Here is a 21763-nt window from a genome sequence, read left to right on the forward strand (position 1 = left end):
CATGAAAGCGACGTGCCGTTGATCAGCGAAGGCGGACTTATGAATGGTTGCTGAGCCAACTAAATCAAATCAAGCCCCGACGTTTTCTCAAAAAAAGGCCTGTTGTGGCTGCGATGTCATTTGACGGTTAAATACTCGCTCTATGTTGCGGCCGCGTTGAAGACGAAGGTGATTCGGGTGGACTTGATAACGGGGTATAGGCGATGGCTTTTAACTACAAAAAGAGCATTACATTCCGCCTGATTCAGGCTGCAAAGGCACAACGTGCCCGCGCTGGCGCACATCTGATGCGAATAGGGCTTCATCCGGGACAGGAACTCGTTCTGAAGGTGCTTGCAGATTCTGATGGTCGCACAATGAGCCAGCTGGCGCTTGCTCTGGGTGTTCAGCCGCCTACGGTCACAAAAATGGTGACGCGCCTATCCAGCCAGGGATTTCTGCGGCGACAAGTGTCCGACACTGATGGCCGTCTTGCACGGGTTCATCTAACGGAAAAGGGCCGTGAACTGGTGACTTCCATCGACAAGGCCTGGAAGCGCCTTGAACGAGAAGCGATGACCGGTATTGAAGACAAGGACCGCAAGAAATTGCGAAAGCTGTTGCGGCAAGTTGAAAAAAATCTCTCCATTTCGATAGATGATGATCCCGAGCACGAAGCTGATTTCGACACCGAAGACGAAACGGCAAACGAGGACAAGCAAGCAAACCCCAAGGAAAAGACGCGCAGCGCTGCCTGACCGCACTTTCGGCAGCGGAAGGTCCTGAGTATCGGCCTGGTCAGCCTAGAAATGTTCTCGCCAAATATCCCAGACACGCGGTGGTTATCAAAACGCTCGCCATGCCGCGTCCGCCAACAAAAACCATGGTGATTGCCAAAGCGGCAATTCCGGCAAGAGCCGGGTCAATGGTTGCAAGATCAGGCCAAATGACTTCCAGAGCGCCAAACCGGGCGGTGCTCGTTTCGGTGAAAAGCACGTTGATCGCAAACCAGACGGCCAGATTTAAAATGGTCCCCGCGACCGCGGCAGTGATTGCCGACAGAGCGTTGGCAAGGATCCTGTTGCCGCGCAAGCGTTCCATCCAGGGAGGGCCAGCAAGCACAAACAGGAAGCTGGGTGCAAAGGTGACCCATGTGGTCATCGCGGCCGCCAACATGCCGCTTGTGACCGGTGAGAACGGCCCCGGGTCCCGCCAGCCGCCCAGGAAGCCGACAAACTGAGTCACCAGGATCAACGGCCCGGGCGTGGTTTCGGCAAGCCCGAGTCCATCGAGCATTTCGCCAGCACTTAGCCAGGCTTTCGTATCGACGGCAACTTGAGCCATATAACTGAGTAGAGCATAGGCACCACCGAAACTGACCACAGCCAACACAGAAAAGAATTCTGCGACCTCCAGAAGCACGTTGTCGGGTGCCAGGACCAAAGCTGCCGTTATTGGAGGAGCCATCCAGATTACGAGACCGGCAAGAACCGTTCGGATGGTTGAAAGAACCGAAGCGTGCGTAGATTGCACGCTCTTGTCTGCAGGTATTGACCCTGACGGTGCTCCGAAAATCAGGCCGCTGAGTGCTGCGGCAATGATGACAATCGGAAACGGTATGGAAAAGAAAAACAGCGCAACAAAGGACAAGCCACAGATTGCCCAGGCAAGGTTCGACTTCAGGGCTTTCCTGCCGATTTTCAGCAAGGCCTGGAGAACAATTGCCAGGACACCGGCCTTAACGCCGTAAAACACAGAAACGATGAACGCCGTGTCGCCATAAGCTGCATACACGAAACTGACCAACGCCATTGTGATCGCACCGGGAAGTATGAAAAGCAGCCCTGCGATCAGGCCGCCAACGGTGCGCGCGCATAGCCATCCGCAATAGGTCGCCAGCTGTTGGGCTTCCGGTCCAGGCAGCAGCATGCAGTAATTCAACGCATGTAAAAACCGGTCTTCTGAAAGCCATTTGCGGTTTTCGACGAATTCCTGATGCATCACCGAGATCTGAGCGGCGGGCCCGCCAAAGGACAACAAGCCTACCTTCAGAGAAACACTGATCACTTCGGAAAGAGGTGGCGCAGATTTCTGATGGAGTGCCGATCCGTCTTGATTGTTGGAAGATGACATTGAAGGCTTTTCTATTGGAAGACGGACTTTCCTACCGTCGTATCATGAAGGCCATAAGACACGGAAACCCTTTCGTTTTCAGATGCATATCCAACTTGGAAAACATTACAAAACGGTCATTTGAAATCGGCATCAATGGAGACCAGATTTCCGTCAGACGTTGATACCGATTGATCGGAGGAATTCGAGATGGTTTCGAGACACCAGACCCTCAATGATGAACGGGGAGCCCGCCGGGCCGCGGAGCTTCGCCGACGATTTTCGCATGTCTCAAACACTACCATCAAAAGACCGGTTTTCGGTCTGCGATCAGGGCCGGAGGCCGCCGCGTGGTCTGAGATCAAGTCGCGCCGCGGGCATGTCAATGACCTGCTGATCTGGCTAACTCTGGCTGTCATAATCGTCTTTTTTGGCTTTGTTCTTTTCTGACGGTTGTCGATTTTTGCTGGCTTTGTTGCAATTTTGAGTTTTGACAGTTTCCGCCCTTGCCGGGACCGCGGTTCAATCTCTTCCATCCTGGAGATGATTTTCGAGCATCTTCAATACCTCTAACAGAGCACAGGGGCCGATCCGATCGGCCTTGGCGATGCCCAGTGCCCTGCAGGCATTTGCCTCCGCTTTCAGCTCCGAAATGACAGCGCCATAGTAGGAGCCTTGTCGGTATCGATCGCATGAGGCTGGTCCCAGTCTTAAAGCCCTCTCAGGCTTTTACCCGGGGGACCTCGATGTAGGGCTTGTCGACCCGCCAAATGTCAGAAGGCGGCCGCATTGTAAGATCAATCGACTTTTGCAACAGAGCCATCTTTCCCCATTGCGATTTGATCTTTCCCAACAAGTCACACTAATGGCTCTCTTACAGATTTGATTGGTAAGGTTCATGGTTTCAGGTGACGATTTGATCGTGCTTACCAATGTCAATTGGCCAAACCGTTTTGGCGTTGACGCAAGAGTTCAGCATGCTTTCCGACCTTTTGCGGTGTGAGAGCGCCGAGGCCATAGTTGTGCTGAGGTAGCCAAAGTCGCTTCTTGCTTCTCAGGGAGTGACGGCATCAGGACAATCCGATGTTCCGCTCGACTGGGCGCCGTTAAACGCGAAAACTGAAATGTCTGGCCAGAAAAAGGTTCAATTATGCAACGCAATCCGTTGGGCAAAACTGAAATCAGTATTTCAAGCCTTGCACTTGGAACCATGACCTTTGGGGCAGAAACCAACAAGGTGGATTCATTCAGGCAGCTCGATATTTACGTCGACCAGGGTGGGACCCACATCGATACCGCAGATGGCTATGCTGGCGGAAAGTCAGAAGAGATCATAGGTGAATGGATTTCCCAACGAGGCAAGTCCCACGCGATTACAATCGCGACGAAAGGTCGGTTTTCTCCACCTGAAGGGAGCGCTGGAGCTTCCAGGCGCAGCCTTATTCATTCAGTTGACGCAAGTTTAAGACGCATGAATGTCGATGCGTTTGATCTCTACTATGTACATGGTTGGGATCCTCAGACGGATATTTTGGAAACTTTGCAAACGCTCGGGGATCTGGTTGACGCAGGCAAAATCAAACAAATTTCGTGGTCAAATGTCTCAGGTTGGCAATTGCAGAAGATAGTCGCTCTTGCCTCTTCTCATGGCTTGCCCTCGCCTGTTGCACTTCAAGCACAATACAATCTTCTGGAACGAGGAATTGAGCTTGAAGTGCTGCCATGCTGCCTTGAAAACAACATTGCGGTGACGGTTTGGTCCCCGCTCGCAGGGGGCTGGCTGACTGGTAAATATGCAGCCAATGAACGGCCTGCCGATCATACGCGGTTGGGAGAAGATCCCGATCGAGGTGACGGGTATGACTATCGCAATACAGAACGCACCTATACCGTTCTAAGGTTGCTCCAAGTCATAGCCAATGATCACAATCGGCCAATCACTCATCCAGCCTTGGCATGGGCGGTGTCGCGGCCAGGTGTCGCCTCGGTTCCCGTCGGAGCCCGCACTGTCAAACAACTTGAAGCCAACCTAGCCGCAGCAGATTTTTTTCTTAGTCAGGAAGAGATGAGTATGCTCACGCAGGCCAGTGCCTTGGAGGCATTGCCCTATCCGTACAACTTTCTGGAAGATCCGTGTGGGATGGATATCTGGAAGGTGCTCGGGACCCGGCAGGTCCGGAACTTGGCCAATTAACAACTTACGATGAACTGGTCACGATTGGTTTGAAGCTTGTGCCTGGAATAGACCGAACCCGTTCGCCTCTCAAACGGATCGGAAAGCGACCATCGTGCTGGTGTCTTTCTGTCGGCTTCGTCGCAAAGTCAGTCGATTATTGCAACAGAGCCTTTTTTGTTTCCGAGCATATATGCTTGCGGAAAAGGCGCGTCTTGTCGCAAGTGACAAATTGACGGTTTGACCTGCAACGGTCTGAGCGGCGACACTTCTGCAAGGACGACGCCAAAAAAAGCGTCACAGCGTCATGCAAGTTCAAACGATCAGGCGCAGCGCTCGCAATGCGACCCAGATTAACTGGCAGCATGGATGCTGCCGAACAGGCCTAGACTGTCATTCAGCCCCTTCCGTTCGGTGCCGGGGACAAAAGCCTAAGGAGAGTGACTTGGGATCCGCAAAGGGTAAAGCTGATTTACGCAAGTCCGCGCTCATGAAAAGTGCAGTGGGTATCTTTTGCGGTGCGTTTGTGTTCGCGAACGTTTCCTTCGATTCTGCGCATGCGGGTGAAGGCGACCGGCAAAACGCCAGTTCGAGCTTTGAAGCTTGCGGGCCGGCAGGACAATGGATCGACCCGGCAACGGGTAAAGCCGTGCCTCCGGAGGCTGCGCTGTTGCAAGCGGCCAGCGGCGCCATAGTGCTTTTGGGCGAGTCTCATACCTCAAAGGAAGATCATCTCTGGCAAACCCATACGCTCGCGGGTCTGTTCGCTCACAATCCAGACATCATTGTCGGTTTCGAGGCCTTTCCGCGAGACACGCAATCGGTTCTCGACAGATGGGCAGCCGGTGATCTGCTTGAAGACGCGTTTTTAAAGGAAGTTCGCTGGAACGACGTTTGGGGTTATGACGCCGATTACTATTTGCCGCTTTTCAATTTTGCCCGTCAGAACCGGCTCGGCATGAAAGCGATAAATGTAGGTCGCAGTCTTGTTTCCACGGTTGGCCGCGAAGGTTGGGAGAACGTTGGGGAAAAGGACCGGCAAGGGATCGGCACACCGGCGCCTGCAAGCGAAACCTATAGGAAGGCGCTTGCGGAGGTCTTTTCCAGCAAGCTTTCACACGGTATCGGTCGCGTGGCTGTCGAAGGCGGTGAGGCGGAAAATGAAGAGCCAAAAGTCGAGGACATTTTAACCCGGACCGAATTCAATAATTTTGTTGATGCACAGCTTGTCTGGGACAGGGCCATGGCCGAGGCGTTGTTCGATGCCAGCGAAAAGAACCCGGGGGTGCTTGTCGTCGGCATTCTGGGCCGGGGTCACGTTGAAAACGGATTTGGTGTTCCTCATCAACTCGAGAGCCTCGGTGCTGAAAAGGTCGTTTCATTGTTGCCAATAACTGTCGCGGACGACTGCCGCACGATTGAGACTTCGATAGCGGATCTTGTCTTTCTCGTGGACGACCGTGAGACGGAACCAAATCGGCCTCAGCGCCCCAGACTTGGTGTTTTTATCGAACCGGCAAGCGATGGGGGCGTATTGTTGAGCCGCGTGACGGACGGAAGTATTGCGGAGGCCGCCGACCTTCGCAGTGGCGATGTGGTGCTGAAAGCAGCGGGCGAAGATCTGTCCTCAACGGCAGATCTTGTTGAGATCATCCAGCGACAGGCTCCGGGCACATGGCTCCCGCTTGAAATTGAACGTGATGGTGAAATCCAGACGCTGGTTGCAAAGTTTCCCTCCGCGTCGGACACAAAATGATGCGGGGTGGCGTCCGGGTCGCTTTTGCCGTTGCTTGTGGGGTTGCCTCCGTCTCACTTTCCATGGCCGCAGAGAGGACAGTCCACAACAATGTGCGCCTCGATGTCGACCCCGAGGCGAGAGTGATCGAGGTTCAAAATCGGATCACCGTCAATGGAACCGACAGCCTTGCTCTGCGGTTTGCAGATTGGCTTGATGTGGAAGAGGTGGCCGTTGACGGGGCACCTGCAAATTTGGATCGCAGGCGCGATGGCGGTGTCGTTTCATTGCCGAGGGCAGATCGTCAAATCGTTTCATTGACGCTGAGCGGCGACATTCCTGAAATCATGACTTCGGGACCGGATGGAGCGGTTCTGTTCGGCAACTCGGGTTGGTTTCCCATCGCTCAGGCAGAGGAGTTGAGCTATGAACTCCGGGTGACCGTACCTCATCCTTATCAGGCGGTTTCCTCAGGTCGGTTGTCTGAAGAAACTGAAACGGCATCATCGTCTTCAGCGACCTTTATCGCGAATTTCGCGCTTGAGCCTCCTTCTGTGTTCATTGGGCCTTACTCGGTAGCGGAACGAGACAAATCCGAAATCAGGTTAAGGACCTATTTTCATGAAGATATCCATGAGTTTTCAGATCAGTATCTGGCGAAATCAGAAGCTTATCTGAACCGATTTTCAACTGAGATCGGGCGTTATCCGTATCAGGATTTTCACGTCGTATCATCGCCGCTTCCCGTTGGGCTCGGATTTGTAAATCTGGCGTATGTCGGCCGTATGATTGTGCCGCTCCCGTTTATGCAAGGACGTTCACTTGCCCACGAAGTGTTGCACAATTGGTGGGGCAACGGCGTCTTCGTCGACTATCGGGAGGGCAACTGGGCCGAAGGCCTGACGACCTATATGGCGGATTACGCGCTTGCGGCCGACGAGGGACCAGAAGCAGCGAAACAGATGCGGCTTGATTGGCTCAGGGACTTTGCCGCTTTGCCTCCCGAGCGCGACATGCCGGTGATCGAGTTCCGGTCAAAGCGGCACGACGCATCGCAAATTGTCGGTTACAACAAGGTTGCCTTTCTTTTTCACATGTTGAAAGGCGAAATCGGTGACGAGGTGTTTGCAGGCAGCCTGCAAAAATTCTGGACAGACCACAAGTTTTCACATGCTGACTGGTCTGATCTGCGCCACTCGTTTGAAGCCGTCTCAGGTCGCGACCTTGTTTGGTTTTTCGATCAATGGCTTGAAAGAAAGGGAGCCCCGGAAATTCAGCTGTCGATGGCCAAGGTTCAACGTGGTTCCAGTGCCTACGTGAGCGAGTTTACGATCCGCCAGACCGGTTCGATCTATAGCTTGAACATTCCGATCGAGATTGAAACAAAGGACGGCCTCGTCAGTGAAAATGTCAGGCTTTCTGAACGCGAACAAACCTTCGAAATTCAATCTGACACAAAACCGCTGCGGCTCAGTGTCGATCCTGCGTTCGATGTTTTTCGCCGTCTGCTGTCGGGCGAAAGCCCTGTTATCATTCGCGACGTCACACTTGAACCCGCGGTGGATGTGCTTCTTTTGTCCGAGCAAGGTACATTTGCCGAAGCGGCGCAAAGGCTGCTGGCGCGGCTTTTGGGCAACGACACGGTTACCACACCCGTCAGCGAGCATGGAAAGATAGAAAAGGCCACTGTCGTGCTGGGCCGGAGCGCGGCCATCAAAGAATTTGCTGAAGAAAATGGGTTGAAACTTCCGCCACTAGACGACACCGGCAATACGGCAGCTGCTTGGGTTACCAGGTTGAAAAGTGATCTGCCTGTCATGCTGATTTCTGCCCGCGACGGTGATGCCTTGAGCGCGCTGGTTCGATCACTGCCTCATTACGGGCGGCAAAGCTACGTGTCCTATGCGGGAAACAAGGCCATCGAACGGGGTACCTGGCCGATAGAAACGAACCCGCTGGAAATCACGTTTCCGCATTGACCGCGTATTCTTGCATCGGTTTGCAATGGTAGCGCCGATCACAGAAGGAAGGGGTAGCCACCTTCAAGTTTCAAAAGCGCAATCTTGGTGTCCGTGCCGCCTGAGCCTGAATATCCACCCAGTCCGTTGGCTGACAGAATCCGATGGCATGGAATGATGATGGGGATGGGATTGGCCCCGCATGCCTGACCAACAGGTTGACCAAAGGTGTCGAGTTCCTTGGCAACGTCGCCATAAGTTCTGGTTTCGCCATAGGGAATTGCAAGCATTGCCTGGAAGACCGATTGGTGAAGATCTCCGCCTTTCGGGGCAAGCGGCAAGTCAAAGGCTTTCAGGGAACCATCCAGGTACGCGTGGATCTGTTTTGCTGCTTCGAGCAGCAAAGGCGTTTCCTCTTTGCCTGGGGACCCATTCCAGTGTAACTGGGTGATCGCGCCTTCATCCTCCCGGATGGAAAGGTGCCCGAGCCATGTTTCTATTTCCAAAATGGGCATGCCTGTCTCCGGTCTTCTTCAAATTCTGTATCCGGTGACCGTTTCAAGCGCAAGCGATGCATCAGGCCGGGTGTACCAGGCAAGTGCGTTTGCGCGCGCAAGCCGGAATTGCAAGGACGCAAAGCGCATGGGGCAAAACAATGGGCAAAAACCAAATGCAGGCATCGAATTGCCGGCAGCCCCCCTGGCGGGTATCGGGCTCATTGTTCTTGCGGCCTTGAGTTTTTCCATACTGGATGCCGTGGCGAAGTATCTTTCGGCGACTTTGCCGACGCTGCAGATTGCCTGGATGCGGTTTGTCAGTCACGCGGTTCTCGCGATCATTGCGTTCCGGGTGTGGAATGCTCCGTCGTTACTCAAGACCGAGAGACCCGTTCTTCAGATCATCAGGACGCTTTGCTTGCTCGGCACCACGGTTTTCAATTTTCTCGCTGTCCGTTATCTCCAGCTTGCAGAGACGACCGCCATCATGTTTGCCGGGCCTCTGCTGATCACGGCATTGGCCGGACCTATGCTGGGAGAATGGGCCGGCCCCAGGCGATGGGCGGCCATTCTTGTCGGATTTGGTGGTGTTATTTTTGTAACCCAACCGGGCACGGGCGCTATGCACTGGGCTGCGATCTATTCGGTCGCAGCAATGATAAGCTATGCCCTCTATGCGCTGTTGACCCGGCAACTGACCGCGACCGAGAATTCCGCGGGAATGCTGATCATCTCCGGTGTGCTTGCGTCGATCCTGATGACACCTTCCGGCCTGAGCGTCTGGGTGACGCCGCCGGATCTTTGGACATGGATACTGTTGCTCGGGACAGGTGTGCTTGGAGCAGGCGGACACATGCTGTTCATAAAGGCACACACGATTGCACCAGCGCCGGTTCTTGCTCCCTTCATGTATTCCCAGATCGTCTGGATGATCGCGCTCGGCCTCCTGTTCTTCAATGACGTGCCAACGGTGACGACATTGATCGGAGCGGCGATCGTGGTCGCGTCCGGGCTCTATATTCTCTACCGCGAGCGCGTGAAGTCTCTTTGACCTTGACGACGCGTACAAGCACACACTTAGAATCAATCATGTGAGGCGGTTGACGTGCCGCCCGTCTTTACTTCTTAATACAGACTGGATTTACCGACTGGCCAGGAAGGGCCGCCAGCCTGTTTAGGAGGAATGGGATGGACTTGAGCCGCCGCACGTTTTTGGGAGGCGCCGCCGCCGTCGCGGGTACGCTTGCCATGCCGCACGTCGCGCAGGCGAATGCCGCAGCGAATGCCTATTTCAACGGTTATCAGGACGACAATGGTTTCCAGTTCAGGCGAACCAACCTGAACCGGATAGAACCCGTCTGGCGCAAGCAGATGGTGAAATACTTCAGTCCGGAACCACCCGGAACCGTCGTTGTCGATACCACCAACCATTTTCTCTATTGGATCTGGGAAAACAATACTGCGCTTCGATACGGCGTAGGTGTCGGCCGGGAAGGCTTCAAATGGTACGGCCGGGCCCGCATTGACCGCAAGGCTCTTTGGCCGCGCTGGGTACCACCACCCGAAATGCTGAAACGTCAGCCTGATCTGCCGCGCAAGGTGGACGGCGGAGCTGCCAACAATCCGCTTGGCCCGCGGGCTTTGTATCTTTACCGGAACGGGCAGGATCTCGGGTACCGTCTACATGGAACCCTGGAGCCGTGGAGCATAGGACATGATGTCTCCAGCGGTTGTATCCGCATGCTGCCCGAAGACGTGATCGATCTCTACCAGCGTTGCCCGAAAGGGACAGCCGTACTGGTGCTTGAACATCTTGGCGCCAACGCCGGTTAATGCCGGCGCGGTGCTGTTTTGCAAAGGATTTGGGGGCTTCGTTGGGTAAGTGGTTGGGCCGGTCAGGCCAGGGCGTGATTGTCGCCGGAATGTGTTTGTTGGGATTGGCAGGGTGCAACAGCGCGGGTGGATTGACTTCGCCTGACGTCACGAATGCACCGGCAGCAGGTTTTGTTGAAATCAAACCTGGGTCCGAAGAAGAATTCATCATGAATGTCGGTCGCCGGGTTTACTTTTCCAAAGGGTCGTCGGTTGTCAGCGATGAGGCCAAGCTGACGCTTCAGAACCAAGCCAAATGGCTGAAAGACAACAGGAAGTGGTTGGTAAAAGTGCAAGGTCACGCAGACGATCCGGGCAGTGAAGCAGCGCAAAAGACATTGTCTACCAAGCGAGCAGATGCGGTTGTGGCCGAACTGGTAAAGCTGGGCGTGCCATCGCAGCGGGTTTGGGCCAAAGGCTATGGCGTCGAACGCCCGGTGACGGATTGCGACGATGTGGCCTGTCAGTCGCAAAATCGCCGCGTCGTCGTCAATTTGCGCGAGGAGTATGACGATTCCGCTCCCCAGGCGCGTTGATAAGGCGCGTGCCTCAGATAAATAACAAAAATCTGTTTACCGCGAAGGCAGAGGGTTGTAACGCTCTCTGCCACTGCCGCAGCGGTTACCTGAGAACAATAAATGTCTGAAGACAACGGATCATCGTCTCCAACACCGGGCCTCCCACCGAAGCCCGGCAAACGACTGACACTGGGACATATCGCAGATCAGCTCGGCATTTCGACGGCGACGGTTTCCCTCGCACTACGTGACAGCCCGCTTGTTGCTGAAGAAACACGTGAAAAGGTCAAGCAGACCGCACAGGAAGTCGGTTATATCTACAATCGTTCGGCAGCGTCGCTCAGGACAGCGCGAAGCCAGATTGTCGGCGTCGCTGTCCATGACATTCTGAACCCCTTTTTCGCTGAAGTCTTTTCCGCTCTTGAAGATGTTCTTGAAGAACAAGGACAGATGATTTTCATCTGCAATCACAGGGATGACGTGAAACGACAACGCGCCTTTGTAAACACGCTTTTGCAGCATCGCGCAGATGGGTTGATCCTGTGCCCTTCAGTTGGCACTTCAGCTGAGGAGATCAATCGCCTGGTGGATCAGGGCATTCCCGTGACACTCGTTGCTCGCGAGGTTCAGGGCGTCTGGGCGCCGTGTGTACGTGGCGACGATTTGTCCGGTACGTTTCAAATCACCAAGCACCTGCTCGCACAGGGCCACAAGGATATCGCGATGATTGGCGGGCGCCGCGACAGTTCCACCGGCAAGTATCGAAATGCGGGCTGGCGCAAGGCAATGAGCGAAGCGGGGTTCGATCCCGACAGCCAGCTTGATCTGCCCGAGTTGATGACACAGGCCGACGGCCGCGCGGCCGTATCAAAGGTTCTGGAAGCTCGGGAGCGACCGACAGCAATTGTCGGTTTCAACGATCTGGTTGCCTTCGGTCTGATGACGACATTCCGCCGCGCCGGAATTGAGCCCGGACCGGATATTGCCGTGACCGGTTATGACGATATCGACGGTGCGGATGCCCGCACACCGGCACTGACATCCGTCAACAGTCAACCCGACAAAATCGGCAGACTGGCGGCCTTGACCTTGCTCCGTCAGATTGCAGGCGACCGCGTTCCCAACACACCGATCGTCATCGAGCCGGAACTCAAGGTCCGCGAAAGCTCGCCGCCTCCAGGTGTCCGTCTGGCACCAAAGTTGGCGGAGTAGGTGCCTGATCTTTGGACTGTTATGGAAAAAGGGCGGCACGGCCGCCCTTTCGTTTTATGCGCCGGCCATCATCGCGGTTCGTCCATAAGGCCCTTGAAAATGGCATAACAGGCGAGCAGGAGGACAATGGTGAAGGGAAACCCCGTTGAGACCGCCATTGCCTGCAACGCGCCCAATCCGCCGCCGAGCAGAAGGGCTATCGCAACAAGACCCTCGAAAGTGCACCAGAACACCCGCTGAGAGACCGGCGCGTCGACCTTGCCCCCCGCGGTGATCGTGTCGATTACAAGCGAGCCTGAATCGGACGAGGTAACAAAGAACACGATCACCAGAATAATGGCAATAAACGAGGTGATCGAGGCGAGTGGCAGGTCTGCAAGCATGCCGAAAAGCGAGAGCTCGGGACTGTAGCTGGCAATCACGTGTTGATGTACCTGGCTGCCTTCGGGATCAGCCAGAACCTGTTCGATTGCAGTTTGGCCGAATGCAGTCATCCAGATGACCGAAACAACGGTTGGAATGATCAGGACGCACACAACGAATTCCCGCACGGTTCTTCCGCGGCTGACACGCGCGATGAACATGCCGACGAAAGGCGACCAAGAAATCCACCAGGCCCAATAAAAGGATGTCCAGCCCTGACGAAAGCCGTCATCGTCTCTGCCGAACGGCATCGAAAGGGGAATGATCTCTTGTGCATAAGAAGCGAGATTGGACACGAAACTCGACACCAGCGTCGCTGTCGGTCCCGCAAAAATCACGAACAGGAGCAAAAGGGCAGCAAGTAACATGTTGATTTCGGACAGTATCCTCACACCGCCATCAAGGCCTCGCAAAACTGAAATCAGAGCGACTGCCGTAATGCCGATGATCAAGACAACCTGTGCGGTGTTGCTGATTGGTATCCCGAAGACAAAATCGAGGCCTGCATTCGCTTGCTGCGCGCCGAAGCCCAAAGATGTCGCCAGCCCGAACAGGGTCGCGAATACTGCCAGGATATCGATGATGTGCCCTGGCCAGCCCCAGGTGCGTTCTCCGAAAATCGGATAAAAGACCGACCGCATTGTGAGCGGAAGACCCTTGTTGAATGAAAACAGGGCGAGAGCCAACGCGACAACGGCGTAGATCGCCCAGGGATGCAGACCCCAGTGAAAGATTGTTGCCGCCATCCCCATGGCCTTTGCCGCGGCGACGTTTTCTGCAATCAGAGTGCCATCGGCATCAAATGGAGCAGGCACGCCGAGCGGTGACGAAAAGGCCATGTGATAAACCGGCTCCAACACGCCGAAGAACATCAGCCCGATGCCCATCCCGGCAGCGAACAACATGGCGAACCAACCGAAGTAGCTGTAATCGGGTGCCGCGTCTTTGCCACCGATGCGCACATTGCCGAGCGGCGTGACGATGAGCGCGAGGCAGACAACGACGAATATGTTGCCAGAAATGATAAAGAACCAGTCCAGGTTGGATGTCAGCCATTTGCGCAAGGCGTCGAACAAGGGTCCTACTTCGTTTTGAAAGGCCAGCGTCAGGAAGGTGAAAGCGGCAATTGTCAGACCGGATACCAGAAAGACCGGGTTGTGAATGTCCAGATTGAACGGCCCGATTCTGGTTTCAATATTGTCCTGGCCAATTTCATAATCGGTGTCGATGATATTGGCATCGCCTTCAGGATTGCGGATGCCCTGGGGTGTTTCGCTGTCGCTCATGGGCACGTTCCTTATGTTGGGTGAAAGGCGTTGTCTGACTTGGGATACGGAATGGCCATCGTGACCTGTTTCCAATTCGATGATTGTTGACCAGCTGTGGCCAGGGTCGGATTTGTGACCCGTTTTCGAGCCATTGTGTCCAGATCTGGAGTGGCGCCGGACAAGAGTGCGATAAGTGCACGCGGATCGTGAGCCAGGCTTGGATCAATGCAATTGGCAGCGTAGCGACCGACGGGACTTTCGGCTGCAGAAAACAACAATGCAGAGAGAGCTATCGCCGACTTGGCCGGGTATGTCAGATCAGCAAGGGCATTCGGACTATCAAACAAATTTCCCTCCCTGACCTGCTCGTTAAGAAACGAATGGAACGCGCACGAGAAGGTCTTCCAGCGGAGGCCGCTAATTCGGAAATTCTGATGTCTTTCTGGGTGCTCTTGGTCCAGTCCGCTGCCGACCTAAGATACTGTGACGCAGGCAGGGTGCGCAGTCAAATCCGGCATCTGGAGACGACAAGGCGGCGCGTAACAACTGGAACTGGCCAAAGCCTGGAATGAATGGTCAGGCCCTTGATGCCAGTACAGTGTCCCCGCCGGATTGATAGGCAACACACTTGTTTCGTCCGGAAGATTTGGCTTGGTAGAGTGCCGTGTCGGCCTTTTGCATGAGGGTCGAGAACTCCACGTCTTCGCGCGAAGAGGTCGCAAGCCCCAGGCTACAGGTTATGGTCTGCGTCACCCTGTCGAACTGACAATCATTGACGATTTTCTCGCGCAGCCGTTCGCAAACCTGCATGGCATCGTCCATATTGGTTTCATTGAGGATCAAGCAGAATTCTTCTCCCCCGACCCGGCCGAACACGTCGACCGCACGCAATTCGCTGCCAACCGTGTGTGCAAATCTTGCAAGCACGTCGTCACCGGTGGAATGACCATGCATATCGTTGATCTGCTTGAATTTGTCGATGTCGAGCATCACAGCGGTAAAGGGGCGCTTGGTTCTCCGGAAGCGTTGAATTTCCGTATTGGCACGTTCAAGGAAAGCACGTCGGTTCAAGATCTGGGTCAGATCATCGATGCTGGCGACACGCTCAAGACTGATTTTGGCATCCATGAGTGCCTGGTGATCGCGTTGCCGGGCGATTTCGTGGCCCACCCAATCAGCAAATTGACGAATGATCTGAATGTCTTCCGGCGAAAAGTCACGTGCCCTTTTCTCAGGCGCAGAAAAGTTGATCGTGCCATGGACGACACCGTCGACCAGCAATGGAGCGCCGATGTAGCTTTCCAGGGCAAAGATGCCGTAGCAGGGGTGTTTGGCAAATGGCGAATCTGCCGCGTTCGAAGTTGCGATCGGCTCATCGGCCGACAACGCGACAGTGCAATAGGTATCCTTAAGATCAAAGGACGTTCCCGGAACGAGTTCGCCATTCGGGCTCTGGGCGTGGGTTATCGTGTAGTGCTCGTCAATCACGTGCGAGATGAGGCCGAAGGGAAGATCGAAATGCTCGCATCCAAGCCTCAGGATCTCTGCGATCTTGTCTTCGTGTCCAAGTTCGCGCGTTGACGTGATGGCATAGAGTTCAGCCAGAGTTCGTTCAGTTTTTTTACGATCCGTAATGTCAGTGACAAGCACCACGAGGCCGTCCACTTCACCGCTCTCATTCAGACGGGGGTTCGCCTCCAGAAAACATTCCCTGCTCACACCGTCCGGAAAACTGAACCTGGCTTCATGGGTTACCTTATTGCCTTCCAGCGCATTTTGAAAAACCGTGCGAATGATTTCTCTTTCTTTCCAGGGCAAGCGATCCCGGAGCCGTGTTCCCAGCAGTTCTTCCGGCGATTGGTTGAACCAGCGGCAACCGGTTTTGTTGATGAAAAGGCAGTTACCGTCCCTGTCCGTTTCTGTAATGCTGGCCGACACATTATCTGCGATCAGGGACAGGTTCTTGTAAGCGCTTTCGGCCTGGGCCCTGGCTTCTTTAAGCTCTGTAATATCCGCGCGAATTCCGGCAATTCCGCCCGTGCGCGTGCGGGTCTCTGAGATCCTGATCCAGCGCCCGTCCCGCAGTTTCTGTTCAAGGACCTTGCCATCGGCTTGCTGGTGCCATTTCAGCCGCTCGCTGAACCATTGTTCCTGTGGCAGGTCTCCAGTGTCATATTGATCCTTGCCTAGGCCAAATTTCAGGATATCTTCGAAACGGTTGCCGAGAAACATGGCCGGAGCTGAATGGGCGTAAATGTCCCTGTAGTTGTCATTGCACAGGACGAGCCGATCGTCGGCATCAAATATTGCAAACCCTTCCAAAATGGCGTCCAGCGCGTCTTCCAGCGTGAGGGCAATGTCGCTGAGTTTGTTCTCAAGGGCTTTGCGTTCGCTGATATCACGGGCAATGAACAGGATGCCGGAAACATCTCGCTCGGCGTTGAACAGGGGAGCGCTGACAACTTCAACGGTTGTTTTCGACCCATCGCCGAGAACAAGATCGATCGTGTGTGTTAGTTTGTGCTGTTTTTCTGACGGTCCGCGATAAAGATCGGCCATCTGTTCGAATTGGGACGGGTCAGCGAAGAAACGCTTGGTTTGGGAGCCGATCAGGTCCGCCCTGTCAACGCGAAACAGCGTTTCCATCGCCTTGTTCACGAAGACGATGGTTCGTTCGGCATCCGTCACGAGCACACACTCTTTCAGATCGCCAAACGACTGATCCAGGTTCAGAGTTATGCTTTCGATCATCAATGCCCCCGTTCCACGCGAATACCTCGGGTTCGACGCTATCAAGGGGATAAAAGTTTAAGAAATAGACTACGTAAAGGAAAATACCGCAGTTATTCAGAGATTTCTAAATGCAAGTGCGAGTGAGTCTTTGTGATTACGCAATCAACTAAGATTTTGAGTTGTTTTCTACATAGTGTTTGATCCGCTCAAGCGCGATTTTGATGTTTTCAGTCGAATTTGCGTAGGACAATCGGACATATCCTTCACCAAGTACTCCAAAGTCCGGTCCTCCAATTGTGGCGACACCAACGTCCTCGAGAAGTGCAGATGCAAGCTCTTTCGCCTTCCAGCCGGTTCCCTGAATATTCGGGTATGCGTAAAAGGCCCCGAGCGGGGTCCGGCATGAAATGCCTTCAATTGCATTCAACCCCTCGACGATCACCGACCTTCGCGCGTCAAACTGGGCAACCATGTCGTTGACGGCGTCTTGCGGGCCCTCAAGTGCTGACAAAGCGGCGTATTGGGTCGGCGCATTGACACACGACCAGGCGTTGACCGCAAGTTTACGTGCCTTGTCGATCAGCTGTTCCGGCCAGAGCGAGAAGCCGATACGCCAACCTGTCATGGCATAGGTTTTCGACCAGCCGTCAAGCAGGATCAGCCGATCACGCAACGACGGGAACTGCAACAACGAAACATGTTCCATGCCATCATAGGTCATTTGGGAATAGATCTCGTCGGACAGAACAGCAACATTCGGGTGTTTTTCCAGGCCGCGGACCAGTTTTTCGATCTCAGATCGCGGTGTTACGCCACCTGTCGGATTTGCCGGCGAATTCAAGATTAGCAAGCGTGTCTTGTCTGTGATCAGAGACAGCGTTTCTTCGGCTGAAAAAGCAAAGTCATTCTCCTCTCGAATTGGCACCGGAACTGGGCGTGCACCGGTGAATTCGATCATTGAGCGATAGATCGGAAAACCGGGGTCCGGATAAAGGATCTCCGTGCCGGTTTCGCCGAACATCAGAATCGCCATATACATAGTCACCTTGCCGCCGGGCACGATCAGGACATGACCAGGGTCAGTCTCGGCTCCATGACGCTTCAAAAGGTCAGCCGAAACGGCTTCTCTGAGCGGAGCGATCCCGGTCGCAGGCGTATATCCATGATGTCCGTCCTGAAGCGCCTTGATGGCAGCCTCGACTATGTGGGCAGGCGTTTTGAAGTCAGGTTGTCCGATGCCCAGGTTGATGATGTCTCGGCCCTGACTGGCCAACTCGGTTGCGCGTGCCAGCACGGCGAAAGCATTTTCTTCGCCAATCCGGTCAAAGCCGGCAATCGTTTTCAGCATCGGGATCTCCCGTTTCAATCTGTCTTTCGAGCAAAGGTAGTGCCTCCTGTAAATCCTTGGAAAGGCGGCATGAGGGTGAATCGGTTCGGGTGAGTGGCGGAAATTTCGGGCTGGCTCTCCCATTGGGCCAAGTATGTGCTTATATTCGCGCCCAGGACGCCTGCTTTGCGGGCTTATTCATCACTCTTCATTCCAGGAAGTTGCGCAATGACTGCGACACAGGACGCTTCTGCACAGATCCCTGTTACCGTATTAACAGGGTATCTCGGAGCCGGAAAAACCACTCTTTTGAACCGGATTCTTACTGAAAATCACGGCCAGCGGTATGCGGTGATCGTGAACGAGTTCGGGGAAGTCGGGATTGACAACGATCTCCTGGTGGAGTCTGACGAAGAAATCTTCGAAATGAACAACGGATGCATCTGCTGCACGGTTCGCGGCGACCTGATCCGGACTGTGCAGAACCTTATGAAACGCAAAAATGCGTTTGATGCGATCATTGTTGAAACGACGGGAGTTGCCGATCCCGCTCCAGTCGCCCAGACTTTTTTCATGGATGATGATGTCCGGGCCGCCGCGCGTCTCGATGCGGTCGTTGCCGTTGTCGATGCAAGGCATGTGCTTCAGCGGTTAGAAGATACTGAAGAAGCCGAAGACCAGGTGGCTTTCGCGGATGTCATCCTGATCAACAAGACGGATCTGGTCAGTTCTGAAGAATTGGCCAATGTCGAAGCCCGGATCCGGTCGATCAATCCATATGCCGTGTTACACCGGAGCGAGCGTTGCGGTGTCGAAATTGCGAAGGTCCTGGATCGGGGAGCTTTTGATCTCGACAGGATCCTGTCGCTCGACCCTCATTTTCTTGCTCATGGTCACCACTCCGAAGAGTGCGGCCCGGACTGCGATCACGATCATGACCATCACGACGGTCATGGTCACGATCACTCCCACGGCCACCATCATCACGAAGACACCCACTCGGTGAAGAGTATTTCGCTCAAAGCCGGTGACCTCAATCCCGATATGTTTTTCCCATGGATCAATCAGGTGACACAGGTACAGGGGCCGAACATCCTGCGCATGAAGGGCATTATTGCCTTCAAGGACGATCCGCAACGGTATGTCATCCAGGGTGTGCACATGATTGTGGAAGGTGATCACCAGCGTGACTGGAAGGAAAGCGAGCCGCGTGAGAGCCGGTTAGTCTTCATTGGCCGCGACCTCAATTGGGATGTGCTTAAAGACAGCTTTGCCGCCTGCGCCGCTCAATAAGGATTCTGGACCTTGCCTACCATAGCTCCCGTGGAGATCGACGGTTTTGCCGTTCGTGCCGGTTTCCTGAAAGACAGCGCCTATTTTGCATCCGGTGAAGGCGAGGTTCTGTTTTCAGGCCGAGGCGAGACCAGGCTCAGGCCACACAAGGCCGGATTGCTGGCTGCGGTGCCGAGCATGGATGGCAGCGCGTTGGTTACTTCTGGTGACGACGGGTGCATCTATCAGTTCGGATCGGATGGTGCGCCTGCTTTGGTCGCAGAACGGGCTCGAAAGTGGATTGATCTCATCGCTACAGGACCTTCCGGTGCCGTCGCCTATGCAAGCGGGCGCACAGCCTGGGTCCGCCTCGCTGATGGCCGTGAAAAAGAGTTTGCGCACGAGCGCGCCGTCGGCGGCCTCGCGTTTGCGCCGAAAGGAACGCGGCTTGCCGTTTCCCGTTATGACGGCGCGACCATGTGGTGGGCGGGAACCGACGGAGATCCAGTAGACCTCAGTTGGAAGGGCGCGCATCTCGGCATCAGCTTTTCGCCCGACGGCAAATACCTGGTTACGGCGATGCAGGAAAACGCACTTCACGGTTGGCGGCTGTCGGACGCGCAAGATATGCGCATGACCGGTTATCCTGCAAAAGTTAAATCCTTCAGCTGGTCGGTCAAGGGCAAGTATCTTGCAACATCCGGCGCCAATGCTGCAATCCTTTGGCCCTTCTTCGGAAAGACCGGTCCGATGGGGCAGACGCCCCTGCAATTGGGGGCGCGCAACGAAACGTTTGTTAGCGCTGTTGCGTGCCACCCGAAAGAAGATGTCGTCGCGGTCGGTTATCAGGACGGCATGATTATGATGTGCCGGTTTGCGGACAATGCCGAAGTTCAGTTGCGACGGCCCGGAAAAGGCCCCATTTCCACCATGGACTGGGACAAGGATGGCACAAGACTGGCCTTTGGAACCGAGGAGGCCGAAGCCGGGCTGATTTCTTTGCAGGATTAAATGAACAAGTGCGCCTAGAGCGGGAGTGGCCAAAATGATGCGTGTCTTCATGCTGTTTGTCATGGTGATGAGCGGAACAGCCACTTCACAATTGCCTGAATTCTCGCAGCAGTACCGTCAGCGTCTTGGCGGCGCGATCGATGCGCTGGAAGAGATCCTTGCAGATTTCAATCGGGATGCGTCCGCGCACGGATTGACCTCTGCTGAAGCGATTGCGCGTCAACAGTCGTCTGAAGACCCCTTCGTGCGTGCACGAGGCGACAGCATGCTCAATGCAGAGATACGTTTGAGCAGGCTCAAAGAGCAGGAAGCTGACCTGCAAAATGCGGGGCCGCTTGAGCGGCTGGTGATTTTTTCGCGTGGCTTTGATCCTCAGCTCGCCCAGGCAACGGCAGAAGACTATGAGCCGGCCGTACCCGTTACGACCGCAGGGTTTGCGAGTGCCGGTGTCGGTGCTCTCATTGGCTTTCTTGTGCTTCGGGTCCTTGCCGGCATCCTTCGCCTTGGGCGCCGCCGGAGGACGGTTTCCGATGGACGCGTCTAGGGGCGAACCCTAGACATTTAATTGCTGCAGTTGCCTGTCCAGATTTCCCTAGGGCGTGAACACAAAAGGAAAGGCAGCAGCTGCCGTCATCCCTGCGAACATAGCCCAGATCACGCTCTGTGACAGCGCCATAACAGCCACGGCAAGCAAGGTTGCCGTCATCGTCCTGAAATCCGCGGTGACAAGGTTTGAAGCAACAAGCGCTGCGATCACCGACACGGAAAGCCCCTCCAAAAATCGTTCCGTTTTCGGGGTGAGGGTCACAAACGACATCAGAACGGCCCCTGCAATGCGTGTGGCGAAGGCAGCGGCAGCCAGAATCAGCACGACAAGGGCATAGGACCAGTCATCCATCATGGCTGAAAACCGCAGTCATGCCGCCAACCACAGCTCCGAGTATGATGTTCCAACCCGTCGGCAGAAGAGAATATGTCAGTGCGGAGGTTGCCATGGCAGAAGCGACGGGTATTGCCATCGAGACAGAACTGCGCACCATCCCAAAAACTGTCGCTGCAAAGAAGCACAGCATCACAACCCCGAACCCGTAGGCTTCCGTGTTGCCCAGCAGGTCACCGCCATAAGCGCCTGCGGCTGTGCTGCCGACCCAAAAGACCCACAACATCAGGCCACCACCCAACAACGGCCCGAGATCGGTTTCTCCGCGATGGAGTGCTCTTTGGGAATCCGCAAAATTGGCGTCGCTCAAGAAAGCGAGCGTTAATATACGTCGACCAACAGGTAGTTGGTTGATCCATTTCGACAAAGCAGCGCCCATGATGATGTGTCTGCCGCTGAGAGCGAGCGCAACGAGGCCAAGCGAAAAGAAGGCGATCGGGTCTTGCAGGAATTCCAGTGCCGCGAATTGCGCAGTTGCCGTGTAGGCAAAGACGCTCATCATGGTCACTTGAAAAGGGCTTAGACCACTTTCGGTCGCCGCGATGCCAAAGGCAATGCCAAACGGGATTACAAAAATGCATACTGGAAGCAACCTGTGCATACCACGAAAGACGCCTTCCCGGGTCAGGGTGGTAATCGGTTGAACTCCATTGCGATCAGATTTTCTAACCATTTTACTGGTTAGACAAAACTTCCGATTGAGTGTCAACCAGAACAATGGTTAGAATTTATG

General features: G+C 54.7%; 19 protein-coding genes and 1 pseudogene. 11 read left to right on the forward strand and 9 right to left on the reverse strand.

Annotation, left to right across the window (positions count from 1 at the left end):
- Positions 1 to 203 precede the first annotated feature (203 nt).
- On the forward strand, positions 204 to 737 hold the full coding sequence (locus Q0835_RS10150) for a MarR family transcriptional regulator (RefSeq protein WP_298819698.1): 534 nt from the start codon (positions 204 to 206) through the stop codon (positions 735 to 737).
- A 40-nt stretch (positions 738 to 777) separates the two neighbouring features.
- On the opposite strand, the gene chrA is transcribed toward Q0835_RS10150, so the two are convergent.
- Positions 778 to 2112, reverse strand: coding sequence for a chromate efflux transporter (chrA, locus tag Q0835_RS10155; protein WP_298960829.1), 1335 nt, complete (start codon positions 2110 to 2112; stop codon positions 778 to 780).
- A 501-nt stretch (positions 2113 to 2613) separates the two neighbouring features.
- Positions 2614 to 2878: pseudogene (locus Q0835_RS10160) on the reverse strand (hypothetical protein); the annotation flags it as partial.
- A 363-nt stretch (positions 2879 to 3241) separates the two neighbouring features.
- Between Q0835_RS10160 and Q0835_RS10165 the strand changes: the two are divergent.
- The 3 genes from Q0835_RS10165 (at position 3242) to Q0835_RS10175 (ending at position 7978) form a co-directional block, all read left to right on the forward strand.
- Positions 3242 to 4285, forward strand: coding sequence for an aldo/keto reductase (locus tag Q0835_RS10165; RefSeq protein WP_298960830.1), 1044 nt, complete (start codon positions 3242 to 3244; stop codon positions 4283 to 4285).
- Between the two features lie 424 nt (positions 4286 to 4709).
- Positions 4710 to 6020, forward strand: a complete 1311-nt coding sequence (locus tag Q0835_RS10170) for a ChaN family lipoprotein (protein ID WP_298960833.1) — start codon at positions 4710 to 4712, stop codon at positions 6018 to 6020.
- Positions 6017 to 7978 (forward strand): M1 family aminopeptidase, encoded by a 1962-nt coding sequence (locus Q0835_RS10175; protein ID WP_298960835.1) that lies wholly within the window; start codon positions 6017 to 6019, stop codon positions 7976 to 7978. Before Q0835_RS10170 ends, Q0835_RS10175 begins: the two co-directional genes overlap by 4 nt.
- A 38-nt stretch (positions 7979 to 8016) precedes the next feature.
- On the opposite strand, the gene Q0835_RS10180 is transcribed toward Q0835_RS10175, so the two are convergent.
- Positions 8017 to 8472, reverse strand: coding sequence for a methylated-DNA--[protein]-cysteine S-methyltransferase (locus tag Q0835_RS10180; RefSeq protein ID WP_298819709.1), 456 nt, complete (start codon positions 8470 to 8472; stop codon positions 8017 to 8019).
- Here Q0835_RS10180 and Q0835_RS10185 point away from each other — a divergent pair.
- The 4 genes from Q0835_RS10185 to Q0835_RS10200 all read left to right on the forward strand — a co-directional run bounded on the left by Q0835_RS10185 (position 8471) and on the right by Q0835_RS10200 (position 12056).
- Complete coding sequence (locus tag Q0835_RS10185) at positions 8471 to 9505, forward strand: DMT family transporter (protein WP_298960837.1); 1035 nt, start codon at positions 8471 to 8473, stop codon at positions 9503 to 9505. The genes Q0835_RS10180 and Q0835_RS10185 overlap by 2 nt on opposite strands.
- A 137-nt stretch (positions 9506 to 9642) precedes the next feature.
- A complete protein-coding gene (locus Q0835_RS10190) occupies positions 9643 to 10287 on the forward strand; it encodes a L,D-transpeptidase family protein (RefSeq protein ID WP_298819713.1) in 645 nt (214 codons plus the stop codon).
- A 41-nt stretch (positions 10288 to 10328) separates the two neighbouring features.
- Positions 10329 to 10862 carry an OmpA family protein gene (locus Q0835_RS10195; protein ID WP_366142334.1) on the forward strand — a complete coding sequence of 178 codons (534 nt, stop codon included), beginning with the start codon at positions 10329 to 10331 and terminating at the stop codon, positions 10860 to 10862.
- 102 nt (positions 10863 to 10964) lie between these two features.
- Complete coding sequence (locus Q0835_RS10200) at positions 10965 to 12056, forward strand: LacI family DNA-binding transcriptional regulator (protein WP_298819715.1); 1092 nt, start codon at positions 10965 to 10967, stop codon at positions 12054 to 12056.
- Positions 12057 to 12124: 68 nt separating this feature from the next.
- Here Q0835_RS10200 and Q0835_RS10205 read toward each other — a convergent pair whose 3' ends face one another.
- The 4 genes from Q0835_RS10205 to Q0835_RS10220 all read right to left on the reverse strand — a co-directional run bounded on the left by Q0835_RS10205 (position 12125) and on the right by Q0835_RS10220 (position 17828).
- A complete protein-coding gene (locus Q0835_RS10205) occupies positions 12125 to 13765 on the reverse strand; it encodes a BCCT family transporter (protein WP_298960840.1) in 1641 nt (546 codons plus the stop codon).
- An 11-nt stretch (positions 13766 to 13776) separates the two neighbouring features.
- On the reverse strand, positions 13777 to 14094 hold the full coding sequence (locus Q0835_RS10210; protein ID WP_298819718.1) for a hypothetical protein: 318 nt from the start codon (positions 14092 to 14094) through the stop codon (positions 13777 to 13779).
- A 229-nt stretch (positions 14095 to 14323) separates the two neighbouring features.
- Complete coding sequence (locus tag Q0835_RS10215; protein ID WP_298960843.1) at positions 14324 to 16498, reverse strand: diguanylate cyclase; 2175 nt, start codon at positions 16496 to 16498, stop codon at positions 14324 to 14326.
- Between the two features lie 148 nt (positions 16499 to 16646).
- Positions 16647 to 17828, reverse strand: a complete 1182-nt coding sequence (locus Q0835_RS10220; RefSeq protein ID WP_298960846.1) for a pyridoxal phosphate-dependent aminotransferase — start codon at positions 17826 to 17828, stop codon at positions 16647 to 16649.
- 207 nt (positions 17829 to 18035) lie between these two features.
- Here Q0835_RS10220 and Q0835_RS10225 point away from each other — a divergent pair, with 207 nt between their 5' ends.
- Genes Q0835_RS10225 through Q0835_RS10235 form a run of 3 tightly spaced genes read left to right on the forward strand, consistent with a single transcriptional unit; the run spans position 18036 to position 20634 of the window.
- Entirely contained in the window at positions 18036 to 19100 is a 1065-nt protein-coding gene (locus tag Q0835_RS10225) for a GTP-binding protein (RefSeq protein ID WP_298960848.1), read from the forward strand.
- A gap of 12 nt (positions 19101 to 19112) precedes the next feature.
- Positions 19113 to 20090, forward strand: a complete 978-nt coding sequence (locus Q0835_RS10230; RefSeq protein WP_298960851.1) for a WD40 repeat domain-containing protein — start codon at positions 19113 to 19115, stop codon at positions 20088 to 20090.
- A 34-nt stretch (positions 20091 to 20124) separates the two neighbouring features.
- Positions 20125 to 20634: a DUF2937 family protein gene (locus Q0835_RS10235; protein ID WP_298819723.1), complete on the forward strand. Its 510-nt coding sequence runs from the start codon at positions 20125 to 20127 to the stop codon at positions 20632 to 20634.
- A 48-nt stretch (positions 20635 to 20682) separates the two neighbouring features.
- Here Q0835_RS10235 and Q0835_RS10240 read toward each other — a convergent pair whose 3' ends face one another.
- Positions 20683 to 20991 carry an AzlD domain-containing protein gene (locus Q0835_RS10240; RefSeq protein WP_298960854.1) on the reverse strand — a complete coding sequence of 103 codons (309 nt, stop codon included), beginning with the start codon at positions 20989 to 20991 and terminating at the stop codon, positions 20683 to 20685.
- Positions 20981 to 21703: an AzlC family ABC transporter permease gene (locus Q0835_RS10245; protein WP_366142335.1), complete on the reverse strand. Its 723-nt coding sequence runs from the start codon at positions 21701 to 21703 to the stop codon at positions 20981 to 20983. Before Q0835_RS10245 ends, Q0835_RS10240 begins: the two co-directional genes overlap by 11 nt.
- Positions 21704 to 21763 lie beyond the last annotated feature (60 nt).

Source organism: uncultured Roseibium sp. (assembly GCF_947499295.1).
GTDB lineage: Bacteria > Pseudomonadota > Alphaproteobacteria > Rhizobiales > Stappiaceae > Roseibium.

Coding starts and splice junctions, on each gene's coding strand:
- Q0835_RS10175 (WP_298960835.1), top strand. CDS start 6,017: ATGATGCGGGGTGGCGTCCGGGTCGCTTTTGCCGTTGCTTGTGGGGTT.
- Q0835_RS10190 (WP_298819713.1), top strand. CDS start 9,643: ATGGACTTGAGCCGCCGCACGTTTTTGGGAGGCGCCGCCGCCGTCGCG.
- Q0835_RS10225 (WP_298960848.1), top strand. CDS start 18,036: ATGACTGCGACACAGGACGCTTCTGCACAGATCCCTGTTACCGTATTA.
- Q0835_RS10240 (WP_298960854.1), bottom strand. CDS start 20,991: ATGATGGATGACTGGTCCTATGCCCTTGTCGTGCTGATTCTGGCTGCC.
- Q0835_RS10150 (WP_298819698.1), top strand. CDS start 204: ATGGCTTTTAACTACAAAAAGAGCATTACATTCCGCCTGATTCAGGCT.
- Q0835_RS10220 (WP_298960846.1), bottom strand. CDS start 17,828: ATGCTGAAAACGATTGCCGGCTTTGACCGGATTGGCGAAGAAAATGCT.
- Q0835_RS10245 (WP_366142335.1), bottom strand. CDS start 21,703: ATGGTTAGAAAATCTGATCGCAATGGAGTTCAACCGATTACCACCCTG.
- chrA (WP_298960829.1), bottom strand. CDS start 2,112: ATGTCATCTTCCAACAATCAAGACGGATCGGCACTCCATCAGAAATCT.
- Q0835_RS10205 (WP_298960840.1), bottom strand. CDS start 13,765: ATGAGCGACAGCGAAACACCCCAGGGCATCCGCAATCCTGAAGGCGAT.
- Q0835_RS10185 (WP_298960837.1), top strand. CDS start 8,471: ATGCCTGTCTCCGGTCTTCTTCAAATTCTGTATCCGGTGACCGTTTCA.
- Q0835_RS10235 (WP_298819723.1), top strand. CDS start 20,125: ATGATGCGTGTCTTCATGCTGTTTGTCATGGTGATGAGCGGAACAGCC.
- Q0835_RS10180 (WP_298819709.1), bottom strand. CDS start 8,472: ATGCCCATTTTGGAAATAGAAACATGGCTCGGGCACCTTTCCATCCGG.
- Q0835_RS10165 (WP_298960830.1), top strand. CDS start 3,242: ATGCAACGCAATCCGTTGGGCAAAACTGAAATCAGTATTTCAAGCCTT.
- Q0835_RS10200 (WP_298819715.1), top strand. CDS start 10,965: ATGTCTGAAGACAACGGATCATCGTCTCCAACACCGGGCCTCCCACCG.
- Q0835_RS10215 (WP_298960843.1), bottom strand. CDS start 16,498: ATGATCGAAAGCATAACTCTGAACCTGGATCAGTCGTTTGGCGATCTG.